This window comes from Devosia naphthalenivorans, assembly GCF_003056355.1.
GTDB classification, from domain to species: domain Bacteria; phylum Pseudomonadota; class Alphaproteobacteria; order Rhizobiales; family Devosiaceae; genus Devosia; species Devosia naphthalenivorans.
Map to the genome: position 1 here is coordinate 107,374 of NZ_PYVW01000013.1, position 21,513 is coordinate 128,886.

Annotated in this window: 21 protein-coding genes; 13 read left to right on the forward strand and 8 right to left on the reverse strand. The window is 61.4% G+C overall.

Features of this window, described 5'->3' with window-relative positions:
- Positions 1–96: 96 nt before the first annotated feature.
- The 3 genes from C8264_RS15720 to C8264_RS15730 all read left to right on the forward strand — a co-directional run bounded on the left by C8264_RS15720 (position 97) and on the right by C8264_RS15730 (position 5,962).
- A complete protein-coding gene (locus tag C8264_RS15720; protein ID WP_108461921.1) occupies positions 97–1,752 on the forward strand; it encodes a metal-dependent hydrolase family protein in 1,656 nt (551 codons plus the stop codon).
- A gap of 183 nt (positions 1,753–1,935) precedes the next feature.
- Positions 1,936–3,669, forward strand: a complete 1,734-nt coding sequence (gene ggt, locus C8264_RS15725) for a gamma-glutamyltransferase (RefSeq protein WP_108461961.1) — start codon at positions 1,936–1,938, stop codon at positions 3,667–3,669.
- Positions 3,670–4,813: 1,144 nt separating this feature from the next.
- A complete protein-coding gene (locus tag C8264_RS15730; protein ID WP_162783689.1) occupies positions 4,814–5,962 on the forward strand; it encodes a helix-turn-helix transcriptional regulator in 1,149 nt (382 codons plus the stop codon).
- 935 nt (positions 5,963–6,897) lie between these two features.
- Here C8264_RS15730 and C8264_RS22225 read toward each other — a convergent pair.
- Positions 6,898–7,071 carry a hypothetical protein gene (locus C8264_RS22225; protein WP_162783682.1) on the reverse strand — a complete coding sequence of 58 codons (174 nt, stop codon included), beginning with the start codon at positions 7,069–7,071 and terminating at the stop codon, positions 6,898–6,900.
- A 102-nt stretch (positions 7,072–7,173) separates the two neighbouring features.
- Between C8264_RS22225 and C8264_RS15735 the strand changes: the two genes are divergently transcribed.
- The 5 genes from C8264_RS15735 (at position 7,174) to C8264_RS15755 (ending at position 11,782) form a co-directional block, all read left to right on the forward strand.
- Positions 7,174–8,064: a metal ABC transporter substrate-binding protein gene (locus tag C8264_RS15735; protein ID WP_108461923.1), complete on the forward strand. Its 891-nt coding sequence runs from the start codon at positions 7,174–7,176 to the stop codon at positions 8,062–8,064.
- A complete protein-coding gene (locus C8264_RS15740; RefSeq protein WP_108461924.1) occupies positions 8,061–8,939 on the forward strand; it encodes a manganese/iron ABC transporter ATP-binding protein in 879 nt (292 codons plus the stop codon). Before C8264_RS15735 ends, C8264_RS15740 begins: the two co-directional genes overlap by 4 nt.
- On the forward strand, positions 8,936–9,790 hold the full coding sequence (locus C8264_RS15745) for a metal ABC transporter permease (protein ID WP_108461925.1): 855 nt from the start codon (positions 8,936–8,938) through the stop codon (positions 9,788–9,790). Before C8264_RS15740 ends, C8264_RS15745 begins: the two co-directional genes overlap by 4 nt.
- Positions 9,787–10,629: a metal ABC transporter permease gene (locus C8264_RS15750; RefSeq protein ID WP_108461926.1), complete on the forward strand. Its 843-nt coding sequence runs from the start codon at positions 9,787–9,789 to the stop codon at positions 10,627–10,629. Before C8264_RS15745 ends, C8264_RS15750 begins: the two co-directional genes overlap by 4 nt.
- Before the next feature lie 121 nt (positions 10,630–10,750).
- A complete protein-coding gene (locus C8264_RS15755; RefSeq protein ID WP_162783691.1) occupies positions 10,751–11,782 on the forward strand; it encodes a DUF2793 domain-containing protein in 1,032 nt (343 codons plus the stop codon).
- On the opposite strand, the gene C8264_RS15760 is transcribed toward C8264_RS15755, so the two are convergent.
- Entirely contained in the window at positions 11,779–12,363 is a 585-nt protein-coding gene (locus C8264_RS15760) for a TetR/AcrR family transcriptional regulator (RefSeq protein ID WP_108461928.1), read from the reverse strand. The two genes, C8264_RS15755 and C8264_RS15760, sit on opposite strands and share 4 nt — an antisense overlap.
- 76 nt (positions 12,364–12,439) lie before the next feature.
- On the opposite strand from C8264_RS15760, the gene C8264_RS15765 reads away from it, so the two are divergent.
- The 3 genes from C8264_RS15765 to C8264_RS15775 are packed head-to-tail and all read left to right on the forward strand — an operon-like array spanning position 12,440 to position 14,899.
- A complete protein-coding gene (locus tag C8264_RS15765; RefSeq protein WP_108461929.1) occupies positions 12,440–12,847 on the forward strand; it encodes a VOC family protein in 408 nt (135 codons plus the stop codon).
- A gap of 49 nt (positions 12,848–12,896) precedes the next feature.
- Entirely contained in the window at positions 12,897–14,081 is a 1,185-nt protein-coding gene (locus tag C8264_RS15770; protein ID WP_108461930.1) for a hypothetical protein, read from the forward strand.
- On the forward strand, positions 14,078–14,899 hold the full coding sequence (locus C8264_RS15775; protein ID WP_108461931.1) for a hypothetical protein: 822 nt from the start codon (positions 14,078–14,080) through the stop codon (positions 14,897–14,899). Before C8264_RS15770 ends, C8264_RS15775 begins: the two co-directional genes overlap by 4 nt.
- Here the strand turns inward: C8264_RS15775 and C8264_RS15780 are convergent.
- A complete protein-coding gene (locus C8264_RS15780; protein ID WP_108461932.1) occupies positions 14,874–15,755 on the reverse strand; it encodes a glycosyltransferase family 8 protein in 882 nt (293 codons plus the stop codon). The genes C8264_RS15775 and C8264_RS15780 overlap by 26 nt on opposite strands.
- Positions 15,752–16,939, reverse strand: a complete 1,188-nt coding sequence (locus C8264_RS15785) for an O-antigen ligase family protein (RefSeq protein ID WP_108461933.1) — start codon at positions 16,937–16,939, stop codon at positions 15,752–15,754. Before C8264_RS15785 ends, C8264_RS15780 begins: the two co-directional genes overlap by 4 nt.
- 195 nt (positions 16,940–17,134) lie before the next feature.
- Here C8264_RS15785 and C8264_RS15790 point away from each other — a divergent pair, with 195 nt between their 5' ends.
- Together C8264_RS15790 and C8264_RS15795 are read left to right on the forward strand one after the other, a co-directional pair.
- Complete coding sequence (locus C8264_RS15790) at positions 17,135–17,590, forward strand: RrF2 family transcriptional regulator (RefSeq protein WP_108461934.1); 456 nt, start codon at positions 17,135–17,137, stop codon at positions 17,588–17,590.
- Positions 17,583–18,473: an NAD(P)/FAD-dependent oxidoreductase gene (locus tag C8264_RS15795; protein ID WP_108461935.1), complete on the forward strand. Its 891-nt coding sequence runs from the start codon at positions 17,583–17,585 to the stop codon at positions 18,471–18,473. Before C8264_RS15790 ends, C8264_RS15795 begins: the two co-directional genes overlap by 8 nt.
- Positions 18,474–18,805: 332 nt before the next feature.
- On the opposite strand, the gene trpB is transcribed toward C8264_RS15795, so the two are convergent.
- From trpB to C8264_RS15815, 4 genes are all read right to left on the reverse strand, one after another.
- Positions 18,806–20,017, reverse strand: coding sequence for a tryptophan synthase subunit beta (gene trpB, locus C8264_RS15800; protein WP_108461936.1), 1,212 nt, complete (start codon positions 20,015–20,017; stop codon positions 18,806–18,808).
- A 138-nt stretch (positions 20,018–20,155) separates the two neighbouring features.
- The gene (locus C8264_RS15805) at positions 20,156–20,803 is read right to left on the reverse strand and encodes a phosphoribosylanthranilate isomerase (RefSeq protein ID WP_108461937.1); all 648 of its coding nucleotides are present in this window, start codon (positions 20,801–20,803) and stop codon (positions 20,156–20,158) included.
- Between the two features lie 8 nt (positions 20,804–20,811).
- Positions 20,812–21,171, reverse strand: coding sequence for a DUF1049 domain-containing protein (locus tag C8264_RS15810; protein WP_108461938.1), 360 nt, complete (start codon positions 21,169–21,171; stop codon positions 20,812–20,814).
- Positions 21,172–21,203: 32 nt separating this feature from the next.
- Positions 21,204–21,485, reverse strand: coding sequence for an integration host factor subunit beta (locus C8264_RS15815; protein ID WP_108461939.1), 282 nt, complete (start codon positions 21,483–21,485; stop codon positions 21,204–21,206).
- Between the last annotated feature and the right edge of the window lie 28 nt (positions 21,486–21,513).

Sequence of the window (21,513 nt, forward strand, 5' to 3'; positions counted from 1 at the left end):
GACCAGAGATGGGACGTGAGGCACATGGCTCCCCGGCTGGGCGGTGGCATAATTTCAGCCAAGACCTGAAATTTTCACCATTTGGAGGCCTGTGCAATGCCGTTTGGTCCTCACGAGCTGGTCGCAAGAGCTGTTCATCCTACTGCCTCGCCGCTCCGCTTCACCCGAACCTTCGTTCTCATGCTGGCTTGCACCGCGGTGACATTTCCTGCCATCGCACAGGACGAAGAGCTGACCTTATACAAGGACGTCCACATATTCGACGGCCTTGGCGATACGCTGTCACCCGCCAGCAATGTGCTGGTGCGTGGCAATGTGATCGACACGATCTCGCTCGAGCCTATCGAGGCCGATGGTGCAGAAGTCATCGATGGAGCCGGCCGCACGCTGATGCCGGGGCTGATCGATGCTCACTGGCACACGACAATGGTTGGCACCACGCCAGAGGAGGGCCTCAACAACGATTTGGGCTACAGCACCATCATCGCTGTCAACGAGGCCGAGGCTGCGCTGCTGCGCGGTTTCACCACCGTGCGCGACATGGGGGGCGCGGCTTTCTCGCTGAAGCGCGCAATCGATGAGGGCCTCGTCATTGGCCCGCGTATCTATCCTTCAGGGGCCATTATCAGCGTCACGAGTGGCCATGGCGACTTCCGCTCGTTGCACGAACTGCCGCGCGAGGTCGGCGATTTGACCCGCGTGGAAGAGTTGGGCATGGCGATGATTGCCGATAGTCCCGATGAGGTGCGGATGCGGGCACGGGAGCAATTGATGCTCGGCGCCGTGCATATCAAGCTTACCGCAGGCGGCGGCGTTGCCTCCCCGCATAGTCCGCTCGACGTGTCTACCTTCACCTTCGAGGAACTTCGCGCAGCCGTCGAAGCGGCCGAGAACTGGGGTACATACGTCGCCGTTCACGCCTATACGCCGGCCGCCATGCAGCGCTCCATAGAGGCTGGAGTGAAGGTGATCGAGCACGGCCATCTAATAGACGACGAAACCGCGCAGATGATGGCCGACAAGGGCATTTGGCTCAGCACGCAGCCGTTCGATGAGAGCTTCGGGCAGGCCGTCTCGCTGCCCGAGGCCAATCTTGAGCGGTTGCGCGAGGTCATCACCGGAACCGACAGTCTCTACGGCTTCACCAAGAAATACGGGATCAAGACCGCCTTTGGCACCGACATTCTGTTCTCGTCGCAGATGGCGCAGACCCAAGGGCTCATGCTCACGCTGCTGCAGCGCTGGTTCACCCCGGCGGAAATCCTCAAGATGGCAACGGCCACCAATGGCGAACTGCTCCAGCTCACCGGGCGGCGCAATCCCTATCCCGGCGCTATCGGCATCATCGAGAAAGGCGCCTTCGCCGACCTGTTGCTTGTTGATGGCAACCCGCTTGAAAACATCGACCTCGTTGCCGATCCAGACAATTTCGTCGTCATCATGAAGGACGGCCATATCTACAAGAACACCCTCGCTACGGGCGTCACCCATGCCGCATCCGGCGCGTCGATCGGCGTGGGTAATCCCTACCCCATCAGCAACTACATATGCGAGGACGGCACACGCCTGGCGGTTCGTCTCCTGGGTGACAGCGCCTCTGTATCCGTCAACGACGCGGCCGAGGTCCATCTGCCTTCCATGGGACCGGAAGGAACAACCTACTCGAATGGCAGGATGACGCTGACGATCGTACAAGGGCGCCTGTCATGGGGCCTTGGCCGAGCCGTCCCGTCCGCATGCACCGACGCCTGAGCGGGTTGCGCCCTCATCGGTCAAGATCGACGAGCCGGGACGAAAGCGATCGTCCCATCAGGGCGGGTGCACCAGCAAATTGCCGCCTCGTGCAGTTCCGGCAATGGGAAACCTCGTCCCAAGACCGCGGCTTTACTTGGCCAGCTATTCCGGCGAGCATGGAACCGATCAATGGAGGGAACCATGAGATTGCTCAACTCTATGATGGCGGCACTGGCGGTATGCGTCGCGTTGCCGACAGCGGCATTGGCCCAGAGCCCGCCGCACCAGCCCGAAGACACTACTGCGATCAATGAGAAACAGTCAGTCACGGCTCAAAAGTTCATGGTGACTTCAGCCCATCCCCTGGCGACGCAAGCTGGCTATGACGTGCTCGCCGCTGGCGGCAGCGCAGCGGATGCTGCGGTCGCGGTTCAGGTGATGCTGGGTCTGGTTGAGCCACAAAGCTCCGGTCTGGGCGGTGGCGCTTTCCTTCTCTACTTCGACAAGGAGAGTGGCGAACTCACCACATACGACGCGCGGGAGAAAGCCCCAATGGCGGCCGACGGCGCCTATTTTCTCGACGAGAACGGGGAGCCGGTGGACTTCATTGAGGCGGTGATCGGCGGGCGCTCGGCGGGTGTTCCGGGTACGCCCAAGCTGCTCGAGAAACTTCATGCCGACCATGGCACCACCGACTGGGCTACCCTGCTGCAGCCAGCCATCGAGGCGGCCGAAGAGGGGTTCGAAGTTTCCCAGCGCATGGCTGACGCTGTCGCCGACACCGAGGGGCTCGACAGGTTTGTCGAAGCCGCCGAGTACTTTCTGCCCAATGGCGAGCCGATTGGCCAGGGCACCCTGCTCAAGAATCCCGACTATGCCGAAACCCTCCGCCTCTTTGCCAAGGAAGGATCTGCCCCCTTCTACACCGGTGAAATTGCCCAGGATATTGTCGCGGCGCTTCAGACCAACATCAATCCGGGGATGCTGACCATGGAGGATTTCGCCGCCTATGAGGTGGCAATGCGCGACCCGGTCTGCACGGACTACCGTGGTTTTGAGGTCTGCGGCATGGGGCCACCCAGTTCAGGTGCCCTCACAGTGGGACAAATTCTCAATCTGCTCGAACCGTTCGACCTGGGGGAGATGGGGGACGGCGTTGAAGCGCGCCACCTGTTCACGCAGGCCTCCCGCCTGGCCTTTGCCGATCGCGGACTTTACATGGCTGACAGCGATTTCGTGGACATGCCTCAAGGCTTGCTTGACGAGGGCTATCTGCTGGAACGTTCCAAGCTGATCAACCCCGATGCGGATATGGGTGTTGCCGAAGCGGGCACGCCGCCTTGGGACGAAGCCATGCGGCTCTCCCCAGACACCGATCGGCCCAAGCATGGCACTTCACACTTCGTCATCGTCGACAGCGCGGGCGACATGATCTCGGCCACGACGACCATTGAGAGCGGCTTTGGCAACCGGGTGATGACACGTGGCTTCCTGCTCAACAATGAGCTGACCGACTTCTCCTTCACGCCCGAAGCCGAGGGCGCGCCGGTGGCTAACCGGGTAGAGCCCGGCAAGCGCCCGCGCTCGTCTATGGCGCCCACCTTCGTGCTTGATGACGGAGCCCCGGTTCTGCTCACCGGAAGCCCGGGCGGCGCCAATATCATCGACTATACCGCGCTCTCGATCATCGCCATGCTCGACTGGGATATGGATCCCCAGGACGCCATCGACCTGCCGCATGTGACCAATCTCAACGGCGGCACGCGCGTGGAAGAGGGTGAGGGTGCCCAGGAAATGTCGGATGGCCTCATCGCACTGGGCCACGAAGTAACTGTTGCCAACCTCAATTCCGGCCTGCATGTGATTCAGATCACCGAGAATGGCTTGATCGGTGCTGCTGACAAGCGGCGCGAGGGCGTCGCGATGGGCGACTAGTTGGTCGGGGGTGGTGTACGAAACGTGCTCCGCCCCAAACAGTTCTGGGCCAGAGCCGCCATCAATGCCCAGCGATGGGTTGCGCTGAACCAAGGGCAAGGGTGAAGCCAAGTGCGCCGTGACAGTGCGGTGTTCAAATCAGGCTCCGTGATTTGCGGCCAAAAGTTCTCCGGGGGAACAGCGGCATGGCTTATTGCCACGACCGCTGCCGACATTTTGGCTGGACGTGCGTCACCGAGAACAGTGTCAAACCGAACAAGCTGCGGACTTGTGCGCTTCCCGCACCAGTGGGACGCGCTCGTCCTGGCTCGACGAGAGCATGCTGTTCTTGAACGAAAATACCCGAACCGCAGCTCGGGCCAGCCTTGGTGGAAAACGAACGCGGCGGAGGACGCTTCGGTACCGTCCTCCGCCTTCACGTCTACCGAGGGCGCAGTAGACGGATCGGCAGTGGGTGCACAGGGAGGATTCTGCACGGACTGCGGTGAGATGAATGGCCGAGGTGCACGAATAAGCACGGCCTATGTCACACGATATGTTCGGTCCCGTTCAACGACGACGCGCGAACGCCGAGTGGCCGTCGACACTTTGGTGCGACAATCTCACCACCGTCTCAAACCCATGCCTTACGGAAATGACCGCACATGCAACGGCCGCTGATCGAGCGGTTGCCGTTGGATTGTTCGACGCTTGTCGATCATAGGTTATGAATTTCGGCGACCGGAACCTTCGCTGGACCCCTGCGGTTCTTAATACCCCCACCGGAGGCCAAAACCTCCGTCTTGATGCTTCATAACCTACCTCTGGGTAAACAGCAGGCCTCTTGGGTGACATACCATCAAACGCTGTCATTGCGCCGGGAGACGGAGTGGCAGAGTGTAGTGCTTCAAGCGACTGCGAAGCTCCGGCCGCTGCGGCTACTCCGTCTCGTTACGCGGTTCCAGATGCTGTGGATCATCTGCGCCGGGAATTACGGACCAGCAAATAATGCAGCGCCCGGCGCGAAGCGCAGGGGCTTTGTTCAAGTCCGTACATACTCGGAGAATGCTCACCGAAGGGAACGCCTATGCTCGTCAGGACCGTGGCGACGAAAGCTTTAGGTAGAGGCACCCCGCGCTCTGGTGTGAGCGAGGCAGAGGCTCCGATGCCGCTGTCCAGCGCCGATGCTGAAGAACTCTCGGCCCTCCTTGAAACAGTCTACGATGCCTCCATCGAGCGAGCACAATGGATAGATGCGCTGCAGCAGGCTTGTCAGTTTATGAACTGCTCTGCTGGAGCAGTGCTTAGTTCTGACCTGCTTGGCACCTTTGGCCTCAGTGTGAACTGGGGCTATGGTCCAGGCTATTGGGAAAGTTATCAGAGCCATTATTTTCACCTGGACCCGCTCAACCGCTGGGTTTTTCGCTCCAAAATCGGCGACGTGATTGTTGGTTCACGCTTGACATCGTGGCCTGAAGTCCTGGCATCGGCCTATTACCGCGAATGGGGGAAGCCGCAAGGTTTCGTGGATTTCATTGGCGCTACGCTCGACAAGTCCGCCTCGGGAGCGGCCGCTCTCACCTGCATTCGTCGGGAGGAACAAGGTCTGGCGAACAAAAGCTGTTTCTGGCGCATGAGCCTCATTCTCCCGCACTTCCGTCGCGCCTTGCTGATCAGCAAACTGCTTGATCAGCACGATCTTCGCGCCGGCGCATTTGTTGAGGCTATGGATGCGCTGTCCACCAGCGTATTCTTCCTGGATGCCGCAGGTGGCTTGGTCCATTCAAATCAGAGTGGTCGTGAAATTCTCGCCGCCGACGATCCGCTTTGCCTTATCGGGAAGCACTTGGTGCCAGTTGACCAGCATTCCCAAAATGCGCTTCGGCAGGCGCTCGCGTCCGCTCTCAATGGATCGTTCGAAGGCAACTCTGAACGGCTCTCTCTTTCCATTCTGGGCAAAAGCGGCGAACCATATTCGGCGTATTTTCTTCCCCTGACATCTGGCGCACGGCGGCAGGTTGGTCTGAACACGGCCGCCGTTGCCGCTCTCTTCCTGCGGAAAACGAGCATTGATGTTGCATCCGCGATTTCGGCAGCCACAAAGCTCTACAGCTTCACCCCAGCAGAGGCACGCGTACTGGCAGAGATCGTCGACCAGGGCGGATTGGAACAGATCGCGACGAGACTAGGTGTTACTCGCCGCACCGTACAAACGCATCTGGAACACCTGTTTGAAAAGACCGGAAGCAAGCGCCAGGCTGATTTGATCAAGCTGGTTGCAGGGCACCAAAACCCACTGCAAGATCGCAAGTAGATGCCGTCATCGGTCGTTCGACCGATGCCTGATTTGGGGTGATGTGCAAACTCCCCTCCGTTGTTCACCCTCCCGATGAACGATCCGATTGTCCTCCCTAAACCGCCGGACAACTCAGTTGGGCAGTGTCCTGGCTCTGACCTGTCCTTGCTTTCGCTGAAATCACTAAGGTTCGGGCGCCGTCGTGAAGCTTTCAGTTTGACACAGAAAAGGCGCCACGAACCAAATAGTGCGAAGCGAATAATGATGGCGTAGAGCGTGCGGTATTTTATGATTGCGATCACCGAACGTATATATATATCAGGTATCAATTACCTCTGTACTCAGTATCGAACCACTCTATGTCCGGTCATATACTTTAATTCGGACGGCTATACCTATTTTTGATTTGCATTTTGTGCTGTTTTATGCAATATTAATTTTAGCAATGGTGCTAAAATCGAGAATAACTATGAGGTATATTTTATATATTTTAATCTTCGCGGCTGCTCTGACCACTCCGGGTGTCGCGGAGACGTGCCTGACAACTACCGTCTCTGGAGTTGCTATCGCCGATGATCGTTTGGATAGTTTCTGTTCCAGTGTGGACTCAATGAGTAACGGCGATGAAGATGGTGAAGATGAAAGTGAAACGTCTTCAACTGTGCAATGACCCAAGTCATTGTATGGAACTTAGTCGCCACAGGAATTAGTTGACGGAGACCTATAGTGAGACGCGGACTTTCCCTCCAGCCCTGTTAGAAGCCCGCAAGACTCGCGGGCTTCTTTTTAAGGAGTTGATGCCTTCTGGAGCTCACAGGAGACAAAGTTGCGGACTGGGCCGGTCGGTGCACCGCCGGCCCTGGTCGATCAGGCTTTTGTCACGATCACTTCGGCATAGGTCGAGGGTCAGCAGTGTGCGTTGGTCGCCGCATTGGAGCTTTCCATCAGCACGATCATGTCTCGGTCCAGATCGGTACGACAGCCTCGTCGAGGTGGACGAAAGCCTGGTGCACCGGACCATAGTAGGTCCGGAACACCTCGATAAAATGGGTGGCGGAGCGATATCGGAAGTTGAACCTGCGCTCGATGAGCTCGACCGTATGAATGGAAAGGGCAATCCTATCCATCAACTCACATCTCGATTTCGTCGACCCCGAGCATTGATCGGCGCACACTTGCTATTGCGAATGATTTGCAATAGCCTTCAAGCACTGTTGTCGGAGTGTTTGATGCAACGTCGTCTGTTGACCGCCCTTGCCGTTTCCATCCTCCTCGCAACGAGCCTGCCCAGTGCCGCCCAGGAGCGTCTCAAAGCGGTTACCAGCTTCACCATTCTGGCCGATATGGCGCGCAATGTTGCGGGCGATGCGGCCGATGTCGTTTCGGTCACCAAGCCGGGCGCCGAAATTCATAATTACCAGCCCACCCCTGGCGATCTGATCGCGGCGCAGGGCGCTGATCTTGTGCTGTGGAACGGGCTGAACCTGGAACAATGGTTCGAGCAGTTCCTGGGCAATCTCGGCGATGTGCCGGCCGCAGTGCTGACCGAAGGCATCGAGCCGATCGGCATTGGCGAGGGTCCTTATGAAGGCAGGCCCAATCCCCATGCCTGGATGTCGCCGACCGATGCGTTGATCTATGTCGAGAACATCCGCAAGGCGTTCGTCGCCGCCGACCCGGCCAACGAAGTCACCTACAATGCCAATGCCAAGGCCTATTCCGAGCAGATCACGGCGGCCGTCGCACCCATTCGCGTTGCCATCGAGGCGATCCCCGAGGAGCGCCGCTGGCTGGCAACATCCGAAGGCGCCTTCAGCTATCTGGCGCGCGACTTTGGCCTCAAGGAGCTTTACCTCTGGCCCATCAACGCCGACCAGCAGGGCACGCCCCAGCAGGTGCGGCTGGTGATAGACTCCGTGCGGGAAAACGATGTGCCCGCGATCTTTTCGGAGTCCACCATTTCTCCCAAGCCCGCCGAGCAGGTGGCGCGCGAAACCGGCATCAAATATGGCGGCGTGCTTTACGTGGATTCTCTGTCCGAAGCGGACGGTCCCGTGCCGACCTATCTCGACCTGCTTTCGGTCACCGCTACCACCATTGTCGAGGGGTTGACCGAATGAACGACGCCACCGCGCCGGGCCTAGCTGTCAGCGACATCACCGTGGCCTATCGCAATGGCACCACAGCCATAAAGCACGCCAGCTTCACCATCCCGCGCGGCTCGATTACTGCGCTGGTGGGCGTCAATGGTTCGGGCAAATCCACCCTGTTCAAGGCCATCATGGGTTTTGTGCCGCTGGCGGGTGGATCGGTCGATATCCTGGGCGTGCCGGGCCGCCAAGCGCTCAAGCGCAACCTCGTCGCCTATGTGCCACAGTCGGAAGACGTGGACTGGAATTTCCCCGTTTTGGTGGAAGACGTGGTGATGATGGGGCGCTATGGCCATATGGGCCTGCTGCGCCGGCCCAAACCGATTGACCACCAGATGGTCACCTCCGCCCTGGAGCGGGTGGACCTCGTCCCGTTCCGCCACCGCCAGATCGGCGAACTCTCGGGGGGCCAGAAAAAGCGCGTGTTCCTCGCTCGGGCTCTCGCGCAGCAAAGCGAAGTGATCCTGCTCGATGAGCCGTTTACCGGCGTCGACGTCAAGACCGAGGATTCCATCGTTGCCCTGCTGCGCACCCTGCGCGACGAGGGCAAGGTGATGCTCGTTTCCACCCATAATCTGGGCTCGGTCCCCGAGTTCTGCGACCGCACCGTGCTGGTCAAGGGCACGGTGCTGGCCTCCGGCCCCACCAGCGAGATCTTCACCCGTGAGCGGCTGGAGGAAACCTTTGGCGGCGCACTGCGCCATTTCGTGCTGGCCGGCGCGGGCCTGCATGATGACGACGATCCGCGGCACCTCACGGTGCTGACCGATGATGAACGCCCGCTCGTCATGTATGGCGAAAAAGGCAAGATGAGCACCAAGCAGTCGGACCCGGTCGAAAAATGATCGAAACCCTGGCTCTGCCGTTCAGCTACAATTACATGATCAACGCCATGTGGGTTTCGGCCCTGGTCGGCGGCGTCTGCGCCTTCCTATCCGCCTACCTCATGCTCAAGGGCTGGTCGCTGATCGGGGATGCGCTCAGCCACTCCATCGTGCCCGGCGTTGCCGGCGCCTATATGCTGGGCCTGCCGTTTTCGGTCGGCGCCTTCTTTTCCGGCGGGCTGGCGGCCGTGGCCATGCTGTTCCTCACCCAGCGCACCAAGCTCAAGGAAGATGCGGTGATCGGGCTGATCTTCACGGCGTTCTTTGGCCTGGGCCTGTTCATGATTTCGCTTTCGCCCACTTCGGTGAACATTCAGACCATCGTCATGGGCAATATCCTGGCGGTCACGCCGGAAGACACGATCCAGCTGGTCATCATCTCGGTCGTGACGCTCGCCGTCATGCTGGTGATCTGGAAGGATCTGATAGTCACCTTCTTCGATGAATCCCACGCGCGCTCCATCGGGCTCAATCCGCCGCTGCTGCGGGTGATCTTCTTCACGCTGCTGGCGGCCTGTACCGTCGCCGCCATGCAGACCGTGGGCGCCTTCCTCGTCATCGCCATGGTGGTGACCCCCGGCGCCACGGCGTATCTTTTGACCGACCGCTTCCCGCGCCTGATCCTCATCGCAATTGCCGTTGGCACATTGTCCTCGCTGGTCGGCGCTTATGTCAGCTTCTTTCTCGATGGCGCGACCGGTGGCGTTATCGTCGTGCTGCAGACCATCATTTTCCTGCTGGCCTTCGTTTTCGCTCCCAAGCACGGCATCCTCGCGGCCCGCCGCCGCGCCGCGCGGGAGTTCGCCGCATGAGCGAGTTCTTCACTTACGCCCTCTGGCCGTTCCAGTTCCCGTTCATGACCAACGCCATGCTGATCGCCGTCATGGTGGCGATCCCTACGGCTTTGCTGTCGTGCTTCCTCGTGCTCAAGGGCTGGTCGCTGATGGGCGACGCCATTTCCCATGCCGTCCTGCCCGGCGTGGTGCTGGCTTATATCGCGGGCTTGCCGCTGGGCATCGGGGCATTCGCTGCCGGGATGGGATGTGCGCTGTCGGTGGGGTTCCTCAAGGAAAACAGCCGCATCAAGGAAGATACCGTGATGGGCGTGGTCTTTGCCGGGCTGTTTGGCCTGGGTATCGTGCTCTACACCTCCATCCAGACCGATGTGCATCTCGATCATATCCTGTTCGGCGACATTCTCGGCGTCGGCGCGGACGATCTGCTGCAGACCGGCATCATCGCGCTCGTGGTGACCGCCATCGTCCTCGCCAAATGGCGCGATCTGCTGCTCTTCACCTTCGATCCGCAACAGGCGGGCGCCATCGGCCTGCCGGTGCGCTGGCTGCATTACGGCCTGCTCACTCTGCTATCGCTCACCATAGTCGCAGCGCTGACCGCCGTCGGCATCGTGCTGGTCATCGCGCTGCTGGTCGCCCCCGGCGCCATAGCCTACCTAATCTCCAAGCGCTTCGGCCCGATGATGGTCATCGCCACCGCCGTCTCGGTGCTGAGTTCGCTTCTGGGCATCTATCTCAGCTTCTTCATCGATTCTGCCCCGGCACCCACCATAGTCCTGCTGATGAGCGCGACGTTCGTGGTGACGTTCATCGTGACCACGCGTCGGCCAGCGCTTTCTCCCCTCGCTTCTTGAGGGGGAGGGGACGATAGAGCGGCGAGTTCCATTCATGGGCCAGGCCACCCGTGACAGACTTAACCCGCTTATCCCCCTCCTTCACCCGGGCCCTAGTGTTCTCCCCCAAAGGAGATCACCCATGGATCACACCCCTCGCCTGTCGCTGCCTTTCATCATGCCCTCACAGGCGCAGAAGCACATCACGCACAACGAAGCCATCCAGGCGCTCGACGCCCTCGTGCAACCGGTCATCGAGAGCCGCGCCATCACCACGCCACCAGCAACGCCGCTTGCCGGCGAAGCCTATCTCGTGCCGGCAGGAGCATCGGGAAGCTGGGCCGGGCACACCAATGAGATCGCCAGCTTCCAGTCCGGCGCGTGGCATTTTCTCGAGCCAGCTTCCGGCTGGCAGGCGTTCGATCGCTCCGACAGGACCCTGCTGGTGTTCGATGGCAGCAACTGGCTGCCGCTGGCGTCGCTTGGCGCAGGCCTTCCCTCGTTCGGCGTGAACACCACAGCCGACAGCACCAACCGGCTTGCGATCGCCGGCCCTGCGACGCTGCTGACCCATGACGGCGCCGGCCATCAGCTCAAGCTCAACAAGGCCGCCGCCGGCGACACGGGGAGCCTGCTGTTCCAGACCGGCTATTCAGGTCACGCCGAAATGGGCCTGATGGGCGACAATCAATGGCGCATCAAGATCAGTCCCGACGGAGCCAGTTGGACGGACGCGCTGACGATCGATGCCACCATCGGCACGCGCGTCGCCACCGGATTGCGGCCGGCCACGGACAACACGATCTCCCTTGGCGCTGCCGACGCGCGCTGGTCGTCCATCTGGTCCGCCACCGGCACGATCCAGACCTCCGACGCGCGCGAGAAAACCGACATCGCGCCGAGTGATCTCGGCCTCGGCTTCATCCTGGCGCTCCGCCCGGTGCAATATCGCTATCGCGATGGCAGCCGCACTCACCATGGCCTGCTGGCGCAGGCCGTCGCCACGGCGCTGGCCGGCCGCGACTTTGCCGGGCATGTGCTGGCCGACCCCTCGGACCCCAATAGCGCGCAGGGCCTGCGCTATGATGCCTTCATCGCGCCACTGATCGCGGCGGTACAGGAGCTGACCAGCCGTTTGAAACGTCTGGAGGCATGGCACACCAGCCAGAGCTAGGTGCGCAAGCCGTCCAGCATGGCGGCAACAGCGGTTTGGAATTCGGGTTGCTGATCGGGTTCGGCCAGTGCGGCCCGGTCAAACAGGGCGCCGAAAAGTTGTGCCAGCGGCAACACCGGCAATCGGCGGATGACCCCGGCATCCATGGCATCTCGCAAGCCGCAGACCAGCGTTTCCAGCCCGTGGCGAGCATCGATTTCATCGAGCGTGGTGCGGCCCAGCACGGCAGGAGCGTCAATGAGCAGGATGCGCCGACGCCCTGCATCGCGCATGGCCGCAAAGAATGCCTCGCTGCCAGCCAGCAGCGCGGCAACGGGATCGCTGGGCATGGCTCCGCCCGCGGCCTCGATCCCTGCAGCGACAGCGGCATGTTCCTGTTCGACGACCGCCGCGAACAGCGCGGTCTTGTCGGCAAAGTGGTGATAGAGCGCGCCGCGTGTAAGCCCGGCTGCGGCGGCGATTTCGGGCGTTCCGGTGTCCGCGAACCCACGTTCGGCAAACAGCGCTCGCGCTGCCGCTATAAGCTGCGCCCGCGTTTCGGCGCGCCGGTCTGCCTGGGTGCGTCGCTTTTCTGTTTGCATACATACTGCCTGTATGTTACCGCTCTACATACAGGCAGTATGTATCTTCAACTCGGTCCATCGCAAGGTGTTTCCCATGCACACACAGAGCTTTTATCCCCTGATCCAGGTTCCCGACGTTGAATCGGCCGCCCAATTCTACGAGCAGCATTTTGGTTTCTCGCGCATCTTTTCCAGCGATTGGTATGTCCAGTTGCGGGCTGTCGCGGAGGCGCCGTTCGAGCTGGCCCTGATCACCCAGCATCACGAGACCATCCCGGCGGCCGGGCGCGGGCCCAGCCGCAATGTGGTGCTGTCGTTTTATGTCGAGGATGCCGCAAGCGAACAGGCGCGGCTTGCGGCCGCCGGTGTCCCCATCGTCCAGCCGCTCAAGGACGAGGTGTTCGGCCAGCGTCATTTCATTGCGGCCGATCCCAATGGAATCCTGATCGACATCATCACGCCCATCGCGCCCGACCCGGAATGGCTCAAGGCCAATAGCTGAATACACTGAGCCCTCTACCCTTGGCGCCTGCGCCGCGCTATGGACGCGCATGGCATTTGACATCGCACAGGCTGATCCAGGGATCGCCGCCAGCACCCCTGCCTTGCTCGATCCGGCATTGGCGCTGCGGCGCATTCCGCTGGGGCCGGAACTGGAACGGCCGGCCTCGTTTTGCGAGCGATTCGACGATAGCGCGGTGTTTTATGACGTGTTCCGCGACCACAGCGGGCGGCACGTCTACCTGATCGGCCCCATGGCGCTGAACCTGGAGCCGCTGCTCGATGGTCTTGTCATCACTGGTCACCCCTCAGGCAAGTCCGTCAAGCCGCGCATCCACCATGGGGTGCAGGCCGAAATCCTGCGCGTGACGCTGCCCAGGGGGGATACGGAGCTCAGTTTCCCCTTCGGCGAGCAGCAGTTCCGCCTCCCCATCCAGCCCAACCAGAGCCGGCATTTCCGTCGCGACCGGGTGATCTTCACCATCAACAAGGACAACGACCTCGCCTGGATCGCCGACTGGGCGCGATTCTATGTGCGCGAGCATGGCGCAACTGCCGCCGTGGTCTATGACAATGGATCGACCAGCTACAACCTCGATGACCTGCGGCAGACGCTGGCGCAGGTGGAGGGGCTGGCGAAGTTTCTCGTCATTCCATGGCCCTACAAGTTCGGGTCGATGGACGATTTATTCGAGGGCCACCGGTTCGGCGGCAATTGGGGCATGTTCGCCCAGCCGCCCAAGTTCACCCAGTTCTTCCGCAAATATGCCATGCAGGCCCGTTCCATCCTGAACGTCGACATCGACGAGTTCGTGATGTCGCCGTTCCGCAAGTCGGTGTTCAAGGCGGTGGAGCGCACCCCGTTCGGGCTGCTGCGCTTCAATCGCGTCTGGGTGCTCAATGCCCGCACCGAAACAGGCCCGCCGCGCCATTGGCATTTCTTTATTCGCAAGAAGGGAATCGCCGCCCGTGACCGAGGCAAGAAATGGGCTCTGGCGCCGGGCCGTTCTTTCTTCGCCAGCTGGCGAGCCCAGCCCTGGACGCACTTCGTCAAAGGCTGGCTCAATCTCTCCGGTTCGTCGGCGGAGTTTTATGGCTATCATTTCATTGGCGTTTCCCGCTCATGGTACTGGGACCGCACTGAAAACATCGCCTTCGATCCCAAGCTCCACGTCAAGGACCAGTTGATGCTCGACACTTTCGCCGATGTCTTCGGCACGGATCGCAAGCGGTGAGCCTGCCCACCATTGTCAGCTTCTGGCATGGGCCGATCAGCTGGCTCGAAGCCCTGTCCGTGCGCTCGTTCATCCGCCACGGGCACCGGGTGGAAATCTATGCCTATGAGCCCCTGGAGGGCCTGCCGGAAGGCGCCATCATCCGCGATGCCGCCCAAATCCTGCCCCGCGACCAGCTGGTGTTCTACAAGGGCCAGGGCACGCCCGGCGTATTCTCGGACCGCTTCCGGCTCTGCCTGCTCCAGCAGGGCAAGGGGCTTTATTCGGACCTCGACGTCTATTGCCTTCGCCCCTTCGCGGACCTGCCGCACTATGTGATGGGCTTCGAAACCGCCATTTCGGTCAACAATGCCGTGCTACGCATTCCCCCCGGCGCGCCGCTGCTCGATGATCTATTGGGTGTCTTCGAGCGCCGTGGCCGCCCGCTGCTGGAACCGCACCTGCCGCTGGGCCGCCGTCTCGAAGTCGCCATACGCCGCGTATTCGGCGACCCCGTCGCACCCGAGCACATGCAGTTCGGCGCCACCGGCCCCTTTGCCCTGACGCATTACGTCAAGCAGCGCGGACTTTTGCCGCAAGTGCTCCCCGCGCCGGTGTTCTACCCCATTCCCTATGAGGGCATTCCCGAGCTGATGCAGCCTGGCAGCAGCATCGACGCAGCGATCGGGCCCGCAACCCTCGCAGTTCACATCTGGCGCAGCCAGTTGACCCGCCGCGGTCGTGCCGGCATGCCGTTGCCGCCCGTGGGCAGTGCCCTTCACACCCTTTGCCAGCGCGAAGGAATTGCCCTGCCTAGCGCGCCAGCCGCAGCTTCTTGAGCCACCAGCGCTTCCAGCGGTGCCGGGCGAAGCGGTAAAACAACTCATTGGTCATCACGTGCCGGTAGAGCCGGGCGAAAGCCACGCTTTGCAGCATGCCCGACAGCACGCCCCACGGCTTTGCCTCGCCGGTATAGTGCAGAATTGCGGGATCGAGTCCCTCATGGGCATGGCGCGCATCGATGGTGTTCCAGCGCCAGGGCAGCACCAGCCAGTTATTGGCAAACACCAGGTTCAGAAAATCCTGGTCATAATAGATGCGCTGCATGATGCCGTCTTTGAGCGCCTGTTCCATGCGGCCGATGATATCGGACGCGCGCCACTGCGCCACGTCGATCAGCACCATGCCGGCGTTGAAATACGGGTCGGCGATATCGAAGATATCGCGATTGCCCTTGAGGTCACGCCGCGCCGTGATGAAAGCCCCAATGCTGTCGCGCACGGCGGCAATCGGCTTCCTCTCCATGTCGATATCGAACAGCTTTTCGATATTGTCGCGCACCAGCATGTCGCAATCGAGATAAAGCACCCTGACGACGTCCGGCCCCACCAGCCGGTCGATCATCAGCCGGGCATAGACGATATTGCTCAGCCGCTTGTTCTCCGGCATGCGCCGCGCCACGCCCTGGAACAGGTCCGAGGCATCAAGGTCATACCAGCGCAACTCCACCGGAAACTCGGCCGTGATTGCCTCCAGATCCGCCCGATGCTCCGCCGTCAGCGTACGATGGCACAGGTGAAACACCAGATCGCTCCGCCTGCGGGTAAACAGGCAAACCGAGCGCATGGTGGCATAGGCCGGCGCCCAGAAATTATCGTCAAAGGTCAGGGCGATGTGGATAGGCTGGCGGGTCAAGCGGAATTCTCCTCATCGCGGATGCTCAAGACGACGATGATCGAGAGGACCATGGCCAGAACGATATCGAGCCAGCGCAAGCCGATCACGGCATTGGTCATGCCCATAGCGAAATACCCCGTCGTGGTGACAGTACCCAGATACAGCAGAGGAATGCGCAGCGCACCCCTGCTCCGTGCCGCACCCACAAGGGGTGCGAACAGGAACAGCCCATAGGCGGCCAAACCCAGAACGCCGCCGGCAACCGCGAAATCGGCGATGTCATTGTGCAAATGTGCATATTCGGGAAAATCGACAGCGGCCGGCATCTGTGCCCGCGCGGCTTCGAAATACTCCAGCAAGCCATGACCGGCCAAAGGCGAGGCGAAGAATGCCCGCACGGCAGCCTCATACATGATGAGCCGCTGGCCGGTCGATGCGTCGATCGCCGCACCTTCGAATAGCCAGGGCGATTGAGCCGCATAGACACCAGCCGCAACCGCCACGAGCACCAGTGCTCCAATGACACTGCCGATTATGCGCAACACCATCTGGCGCGAATAGCTGGAAGCGGCAACGGCTATCGCCATCACAGCAAACATCGCAACGGCAGCAAGCAGCGGTCCGCGCGAACCGGTGAGCACAACCGTTGCGAGGGCGAGCAATGGTCCGACCAGGAACATCCACCGCATCCGACTCTTGCCCCAAAACCCAAGCGGCGTCACGAAGCCGACCATCAGGGCAGTGTCGGCAAGATGAATGGGGTTGTTGACCAGCCCAGCGCGAGCCGAGCCCAGAACGAAAACATCCGCCAAGGCCACGATGACGCCGCCAACCGAGCCAATCATCGCAAAGACCGCAATGCGCTCCAGCGTAAGCTGCTCACCCAGGCGCCCAAGCAGCCCAGCGAGCGGGCCAACCATGAAAAGGTGGATGAACACCAGAACGGCCGCGACGTGCACTGCCGACTTCGCCGTCATTGCGAACGCTATCAGCAGCAGGACACCCGCGACCAGCGGCATCCATACCGCGGGCTGCCTCCAGATGCGACGCCGTTGCGGAACCCAGATCAGGTGCAGCAGGGAGATCGCCATCAACACAAGAATGGCGTCGTGCGCCAGTTCCGGCCCGAACACAACCAGGCTGAAGCCGGCAAACAGCGCGAGCCACGCAAGACTTTGGACGAGGAAACGCGACAAGACCATCCTACCACTGCTTCTGGCGTATCTGTGACGTGGCTGTCACATAGCCACGCCTTCGCCCGATGACAGATCAAGCTACCCAAAGCAATGGATAATCTCGCTGTCGGTTGATCCAACATAACAGTCTGGCTGGGCAGGAAAGCGGCGGCCACATCGCCGGTCTTGACACATCCCATCTAATGCAACATTTATAGTTACATGAAACGCTCCAGCCGCCTTTCCCTTGCCCTGCATGCCCTGGTTCACCTGCACAAGCAGCCAAACCAGGCCATGACTTCGACCACGCTCGCGCGATGCCTGATGACCAATCCGGTCGTGGTGCGGCGGGTGCTCGGTGAACTTCGCGAGGCGGGGCTGGTGGCGTCGGCCAAGGGGCATGATGGCGGCTGGCGGCTGCTGCTGCCGGCGGCGGAGATCAGCCTTTATGCGGTTTATGCCGCAATGGGCGAGAACCTTCTGATCCGCACCGAAAGCGATCCGGGCGACGAGCAATGCGGCATCGTCCGCTCGGTCAATGCGGTCATGGGTGATTTCATCGCCGATGCGGAGGCCCTGCTCGCCGCCCGCCTGCAAAGTATCTCGCTTGACGACATTGCCCGCCAAGCCATGCCGCACCCGCTTTATCCCCCCACTGGAGACCATCAGCATGGATGATGTCATCGTCATCGGCGGCAGCTTTGCCGGCCTCGCCGCAGCGCTACAGCTCGGCCGTACGCGTCGCAAGGCCATCGTGCTCGACACCGGCCTGCCGCGCAATCGCTTCGCCGCCCATTCCCATGGCCTGCTCGGCCATGACAATCGCCCGCCCGCCGAAATCCTCGAACTGGCCCATGCGCAATTGGCCCAGTACCCCAGCGTCAGGTTTGTCCATGGCCACGCCGTGCGCGCCAGCGGGGCGATCGACGATTTCACCGTGGCACTCGATAGCGGCGAAGTGCTTTCCGCCCGCCGGCTGCTGCTAAGCTATGGCCGCACCGATCATTTCCCCGATATGCCCGGCTTTGCGGAATGCTGGGGCAACACCGTCGTGCCATGCCCCTATTGCCACGGCTATGAGATCGCGGGCGAGCATTGGGGCCTGCTTTATCATTCTCCCATGTCGCTCCACATGCCGCCTCTCTACAATCACTGGACCGACAAGATCACGCTGTTTACCGATGGCCACGAACTGCCAGACGACGATCGCCAATCGCTGCAAGCCCGGGGCGTGCAGCTCGTCGATGGCAAGGTGAGCGCCATCCGGCACGATGGGGGCAAGCTCTCGTCCGTGGTGCTGGAAGATGGCAGCGCCATCGAACTTCACACGCTCTTCGCCCATCCGCGCAGCACCCCCTCGAGCGATCTGCACGAGACGCTGGGCGTCACCATGGCTGCGTCACCCGTCGGCGAAATCGTCGAGGTCAACGAGCGCTTCCAGACCAGCCTGCCGGGCGTCTACGCCGCCGGCGATCTGGCCAATCCCATGAGCAGCCTCGCCGTCGCCACCCATGCCGGAGCCATGGCCGGAATTTTCGCACAGCAATCGCTGATCGTATAGAACCCGGGGCACAAGCTCGCAGTCGACACCCTCCCCCTTGCGGGGAGGGATCAAGGGTGGGGGACGGTTAGCCCCAATATCCGGGCGTCCGCTCTCCTCGCGGGAGCTGATCACATTGGCCGCATGGATCAGATTTATCCCCGCTCACCGTGCTTCCCTCGGGCTAGACCCGAGGGCCAGGTTCCGCAGGCACACCGCTCCGGCTGGGGCTCCCTGAACGGCCCTCGGGTCAAACCCGAGGGCAACGCGGCGTTTTTCACTGCCTCGTGCCAATGGCAAGCGTCCTGTAACACTCGCCCCGTGGAGAGGGAGGTGCAAGCCGGTGCTTGCCCCTACAACAGCCCCAAATACCGCCCAACGCTTTCCACATCCTTGTCGCCGCGCCCTGACAGACACAGCACGATCGACTGATCCTTGCCCATCGTCGGCGCCACCTTCATCAGCTGCGCCAGTCCATGCGCCGACTCCAGCGCCGGAATAATTCCCTCCAGCTTGGTGCAGAGCTGGAAAGCCTCCAGCGCCTCATTGTCGGTGATGGGCGCATAGGTCACCCGCTTGCTGTCGTGCAAAAACGAATGCTCGGGCCCAACCCCGGGATAGTCCAGCCCAGCCGAAATCGAGTGACCCTCAAGGATCTGCCCGTCACGATCCTGCAGCAAATAGGTGCGGTTGCCATGCAGCACGCCGGGCTTGCCGCCGGTCATGGAGGCCGCGTGGCCGTTTTCGGTGTCGATGCCGTGCCCGCCGGCTTCGGCGCCATAAATCTTGACTTCCGGGTCATCGAGGAAGGCGTGGAAGGTGCCGATGGCGTTGGAGCCGCCGCCCACGCAGGCGACAACGGCGTCTGGCAGCTTGCCCTCGGCTTCCTTGAACTGCGCTTTAAGCTCGGTGCCGATCACCGACTGAAAATCGCGCACCATTTCGGGATAGGGATGCGGGCCGGCCGCCGTGCCGATCAAATAGTAGGTGGTGTCGACATTGGTGACCCAGTCGCGCAGCGCCTCGTTCATGGCGTCCTTGAGCGTGCCGGCGCCGGCCGTTACCGCGCGCACTTCGGCGCCCAGCATCTTCATGCGCAGCACGTTGGGCATTTGCCGCTCGACGTCGGTTGCGCCCATGAAAATGGTGCAGGGCAGGTCGAACTTGGCGCAGACGGTTGCCGTCGCTACGCCATGCTGGCCTGCGCCGGTCTCGGCGATCACGCGGGTCTTGCCCATGCGCTTGGCGAGGAGAATTTGCCCCAGGCAATTGTTGATCTTGTGGCTGCCGGTATGGTTGAGCTCTTCGCGCTTGAACCAGACCTTGGCGCCGCCAAGGTGTTCGGTCAGGCGCTTGGCGAAATAGAGCGGGCTGGGGCGGCCGGCATAATGCACCGAAAGGTCGTCCAGTTCGGCCTTGAAGGCCGGGTCGGTCTTGGCGGCGCGGTAATGGGCCTCCAGGTCCAGGATCAGCGGCATCAGCGTTTCGGCGACGAACCGCCCGCCATAGGGGCCAAAGCGGCCCTGCTCGTTGGGGCCATTACGCAGGGAATTGATGCCGTCCATTGGGGAGTCCTAACTTGCTCGGCGTTCTCCCACAGGCCTCATCCTGAGCCTGTCGAAGGACGAGGTCTGTGCGCACCGACCTCGTGGTTCGACATCCTGAGCGTGTCGAGGGTCACCATGAAGTCTCGGTAAGATCGTTTAGCTCGCGGCCCGGGCGTTCCGGATGAACGCTTCGATCAGCCGCTTGTCCTTTACCCCCGGCGCCGACTCGACGCCAGAGGACACATCGACCCCGAATGGCCGTACGGTCCTGATCGCCTCGGCAACCGTCTGCGGTGTCAAACCACCCGACAGCAGGAAGGGGATGGAAGGATCAAGCCCCTCAAGCAGGGCCCAGTCAAAGGTTTCGCCCAGCCCGCCGGGCCGGTCGGCGCCCTTGGGCGGCTTGGCATCGAGCAGGATGCGATCGGCGACATCAACGAAGCTGGCGATATTTTTCACATCCTCGGCCGAACCGATCGGCACGGCCTTGATGATCTCGACGCCCGCTTCGGCGCGAATGGCCTCGACGCGATGCGGCGATTCCGGTCCATGCAGCTGGATCCAGTCGGGTCCGAGCGCTGCCACTTCGGCCACGCAGGAATTGTCGGGATTGACCAGCAGCACGCAGGTTTCCACCCGCCCGCGCGCTTCCCCGATCAGGGTAGCAAGGTCCTCGATGGAAACATGGCGCGGCGAACGCGTGAAGTGCACAAAGCCCACCATGTCGGCGCCGGCCTCGATTGCCGCGTCCAGAATGGCTGGGGTCTTGATGCCGCAAATCTTGACGATAAGGGGATCGGCCATGATGTTATTCAGCGTAGCTCCAGCAAGTCATCGACTTCGGCCAGGGGGCCCTTGGGTTCGTTCTGTGTCTTGCGCATGCCTTCAAGCTCGGTGTTGAGCAGGTGCGCCTCGCGCCGCCAGTGCTTTTCGCTGCGGCGGTGATGGCCTTGCGCAAACCAGGTGGCAATGCCACCCAGCAGCACGCCAACCAGCAACACCACATAGAGCACGATGAACATCGGCACGCCGTATCCCGGCGCGGGCGCGGCGTCCAGCGTGGCGAAGGGATTGAAGTTGATGGCGACGAAGTGCCGGTTCGCCAGGGCGAACACGATCAGCCCCAGGCAAAGGGGCACCAGAACAACCCAACCGACGATTCTGTTGATCATAGTTATTGGTTGCCTGTGGGGCCGTGGCCCCGTTACGAGCGGTTGAGCCGCTCGCGGATTTCCTTGCCGGCCTTGAACTGCGGCACGTATTTCTCGCCAACGTCCACCTGTTCGCCGGTGCGCGGATTGCGCCCGATGCGGGCCGGACGGTTCTTGACCGAAAAGGCACCGAAGCCGCGCAACTCGACACGATCGCCGCGCGCCATGGCGTTCCCGATTTCATCGAGGATGGCGTTGACGATGTTTTCGATATCACGCTGGAACAGATGCGGATTTTCCGCCGCGAGCTTCTCGACGAGTTCCGACTTGATCATCGCTTGCTCCAGTTGGCAGGCTTTCTGC

Coding starts and splice junctions, on each gene's coding strand:
- trpB (WP_108461936.1), bottom strand. CDS start 20,017: ATGGACGGCATCAATTCCCTGCGTAATGGCCCCAACGAGCAGGGCCGC.
- ggt (WP_108461961.1), top strand. CDS start 1,936: ATGAGATTGCTCAACTCTATGATGGCGGCACTGGCGGTATGCGTCGCG.
- C8264_RS15805 (WP_108461937.1), bottom strand. CDS start 20,803: ATGGCCGATCCCCTTATCGTCAAGATTTGCGGCATCAAGACCCCAGCC.
- C8264_RS15795 (WP_108461935.1), top strand. CDS start 17,583: ATGGATGATGTCATCGTCATCGGCGGCAGCTTTGCCGGCCTCGCCGCA.
- C8264_RS15765 (WP_108461929.1), top strand. CDS start 12,440: ATGCACACACAGAGCTTTTATCCCCTGATCCAGGTTCCCGACGTTGAA.
- C8264_RS15730 (WP_162783689.1), top strand. CDS start 4,814: ATGCCGCTGTCCAGCGCCGATGCTGAAGAACTCTCGGCCCTCCTTGAA.
- C8264_RS15785 (WP_108461933.1), bottom strand. CDS start 16,939: ATGGTCTTGTCGCGTTTCCTCGTCCAAAGTCTTGCGTGGCTCGCGCTG.
- C8264_RS15770 (WP_108461930.1), top strand. CDS start 12,897: ATGGCATTTGACATCGCACAGGCTGATCCAGGGATCGCCGCCAGCACC.
- C8264_RS15755 (WP_162783691.1), top strand. CDS start 10,751: ATGGATCACACCCCTCGCCTGTCGCTGCCTTTCATCATGCCCTCACAG.
- C8264_RS15810 (WP_108461938.1), bottom strand. CDS start 21,171: ATGATCAACAGAATCGTCGGTTGGGTTGTTCTGGTGCCCCTTTGCCTG.
- C8264_RS15740 (WP_108461924.1), top strand. CDS start 8,061: ATGAACGACGCCACCGCGCCGGGCCTAGCTGTCAGCGACATCACCGTG.
- C8264_RS15760 (WP_108461928.1), bottom strand. CDS start 12,363: ATGCAAACAGAAAAGCGACGCACCCAGGCAGACCGGCGCGCCGAAACG.
- C8264_RS15790 (WP_108461934.1), top strand. CDS start 17,135: ATGAAACGCTCCAGCCGCCTTTCCCTTGCCCTGCATGCCCTGGTTCAC.
- C8264_RS15745 (WP_108461925.1), top strand. CDS start 8,936: ATGATCGAAACCCTGGCTCTGCCGTTCAGCTACAATTACATGATCAAC.
- C8264_RS15720 (WP_108461921.1), top strand. CDS start 97: ATGCCGTTTGGTCCTCACGAGCTGGTCGCAAGAGCTGTTCATCCTACT.
- C8264_RS15815 (WP_108461939.1), bottom strand. CDS start 21,485: ATGATCAAGTCGGAACTCGTCGAGAAGCTCGCGGCGGAAAATCCGCAT.
- C8264_RS15735 (WP_108461923.1), top strand. CDS start 7,174: ATGCAACGTCGTCTGTTGACCGCCCTTGCCGTTTCCATCCTCCTCGCA.
- C8264_RS22225 (WP_162783682.1), bottom strand. CDS start 7,071: ATGGATAGGATTGCCCTTTCCATTCATACGGTCGAGCTCATCGAGCGC.
- C8264_RS15750 (WP_108461926.1), top strand. CDS start 9,787: ATGAGCGAGTTCTTCACTTACGCCCTCTGGCCGTTCCAGTTCCCGTTC.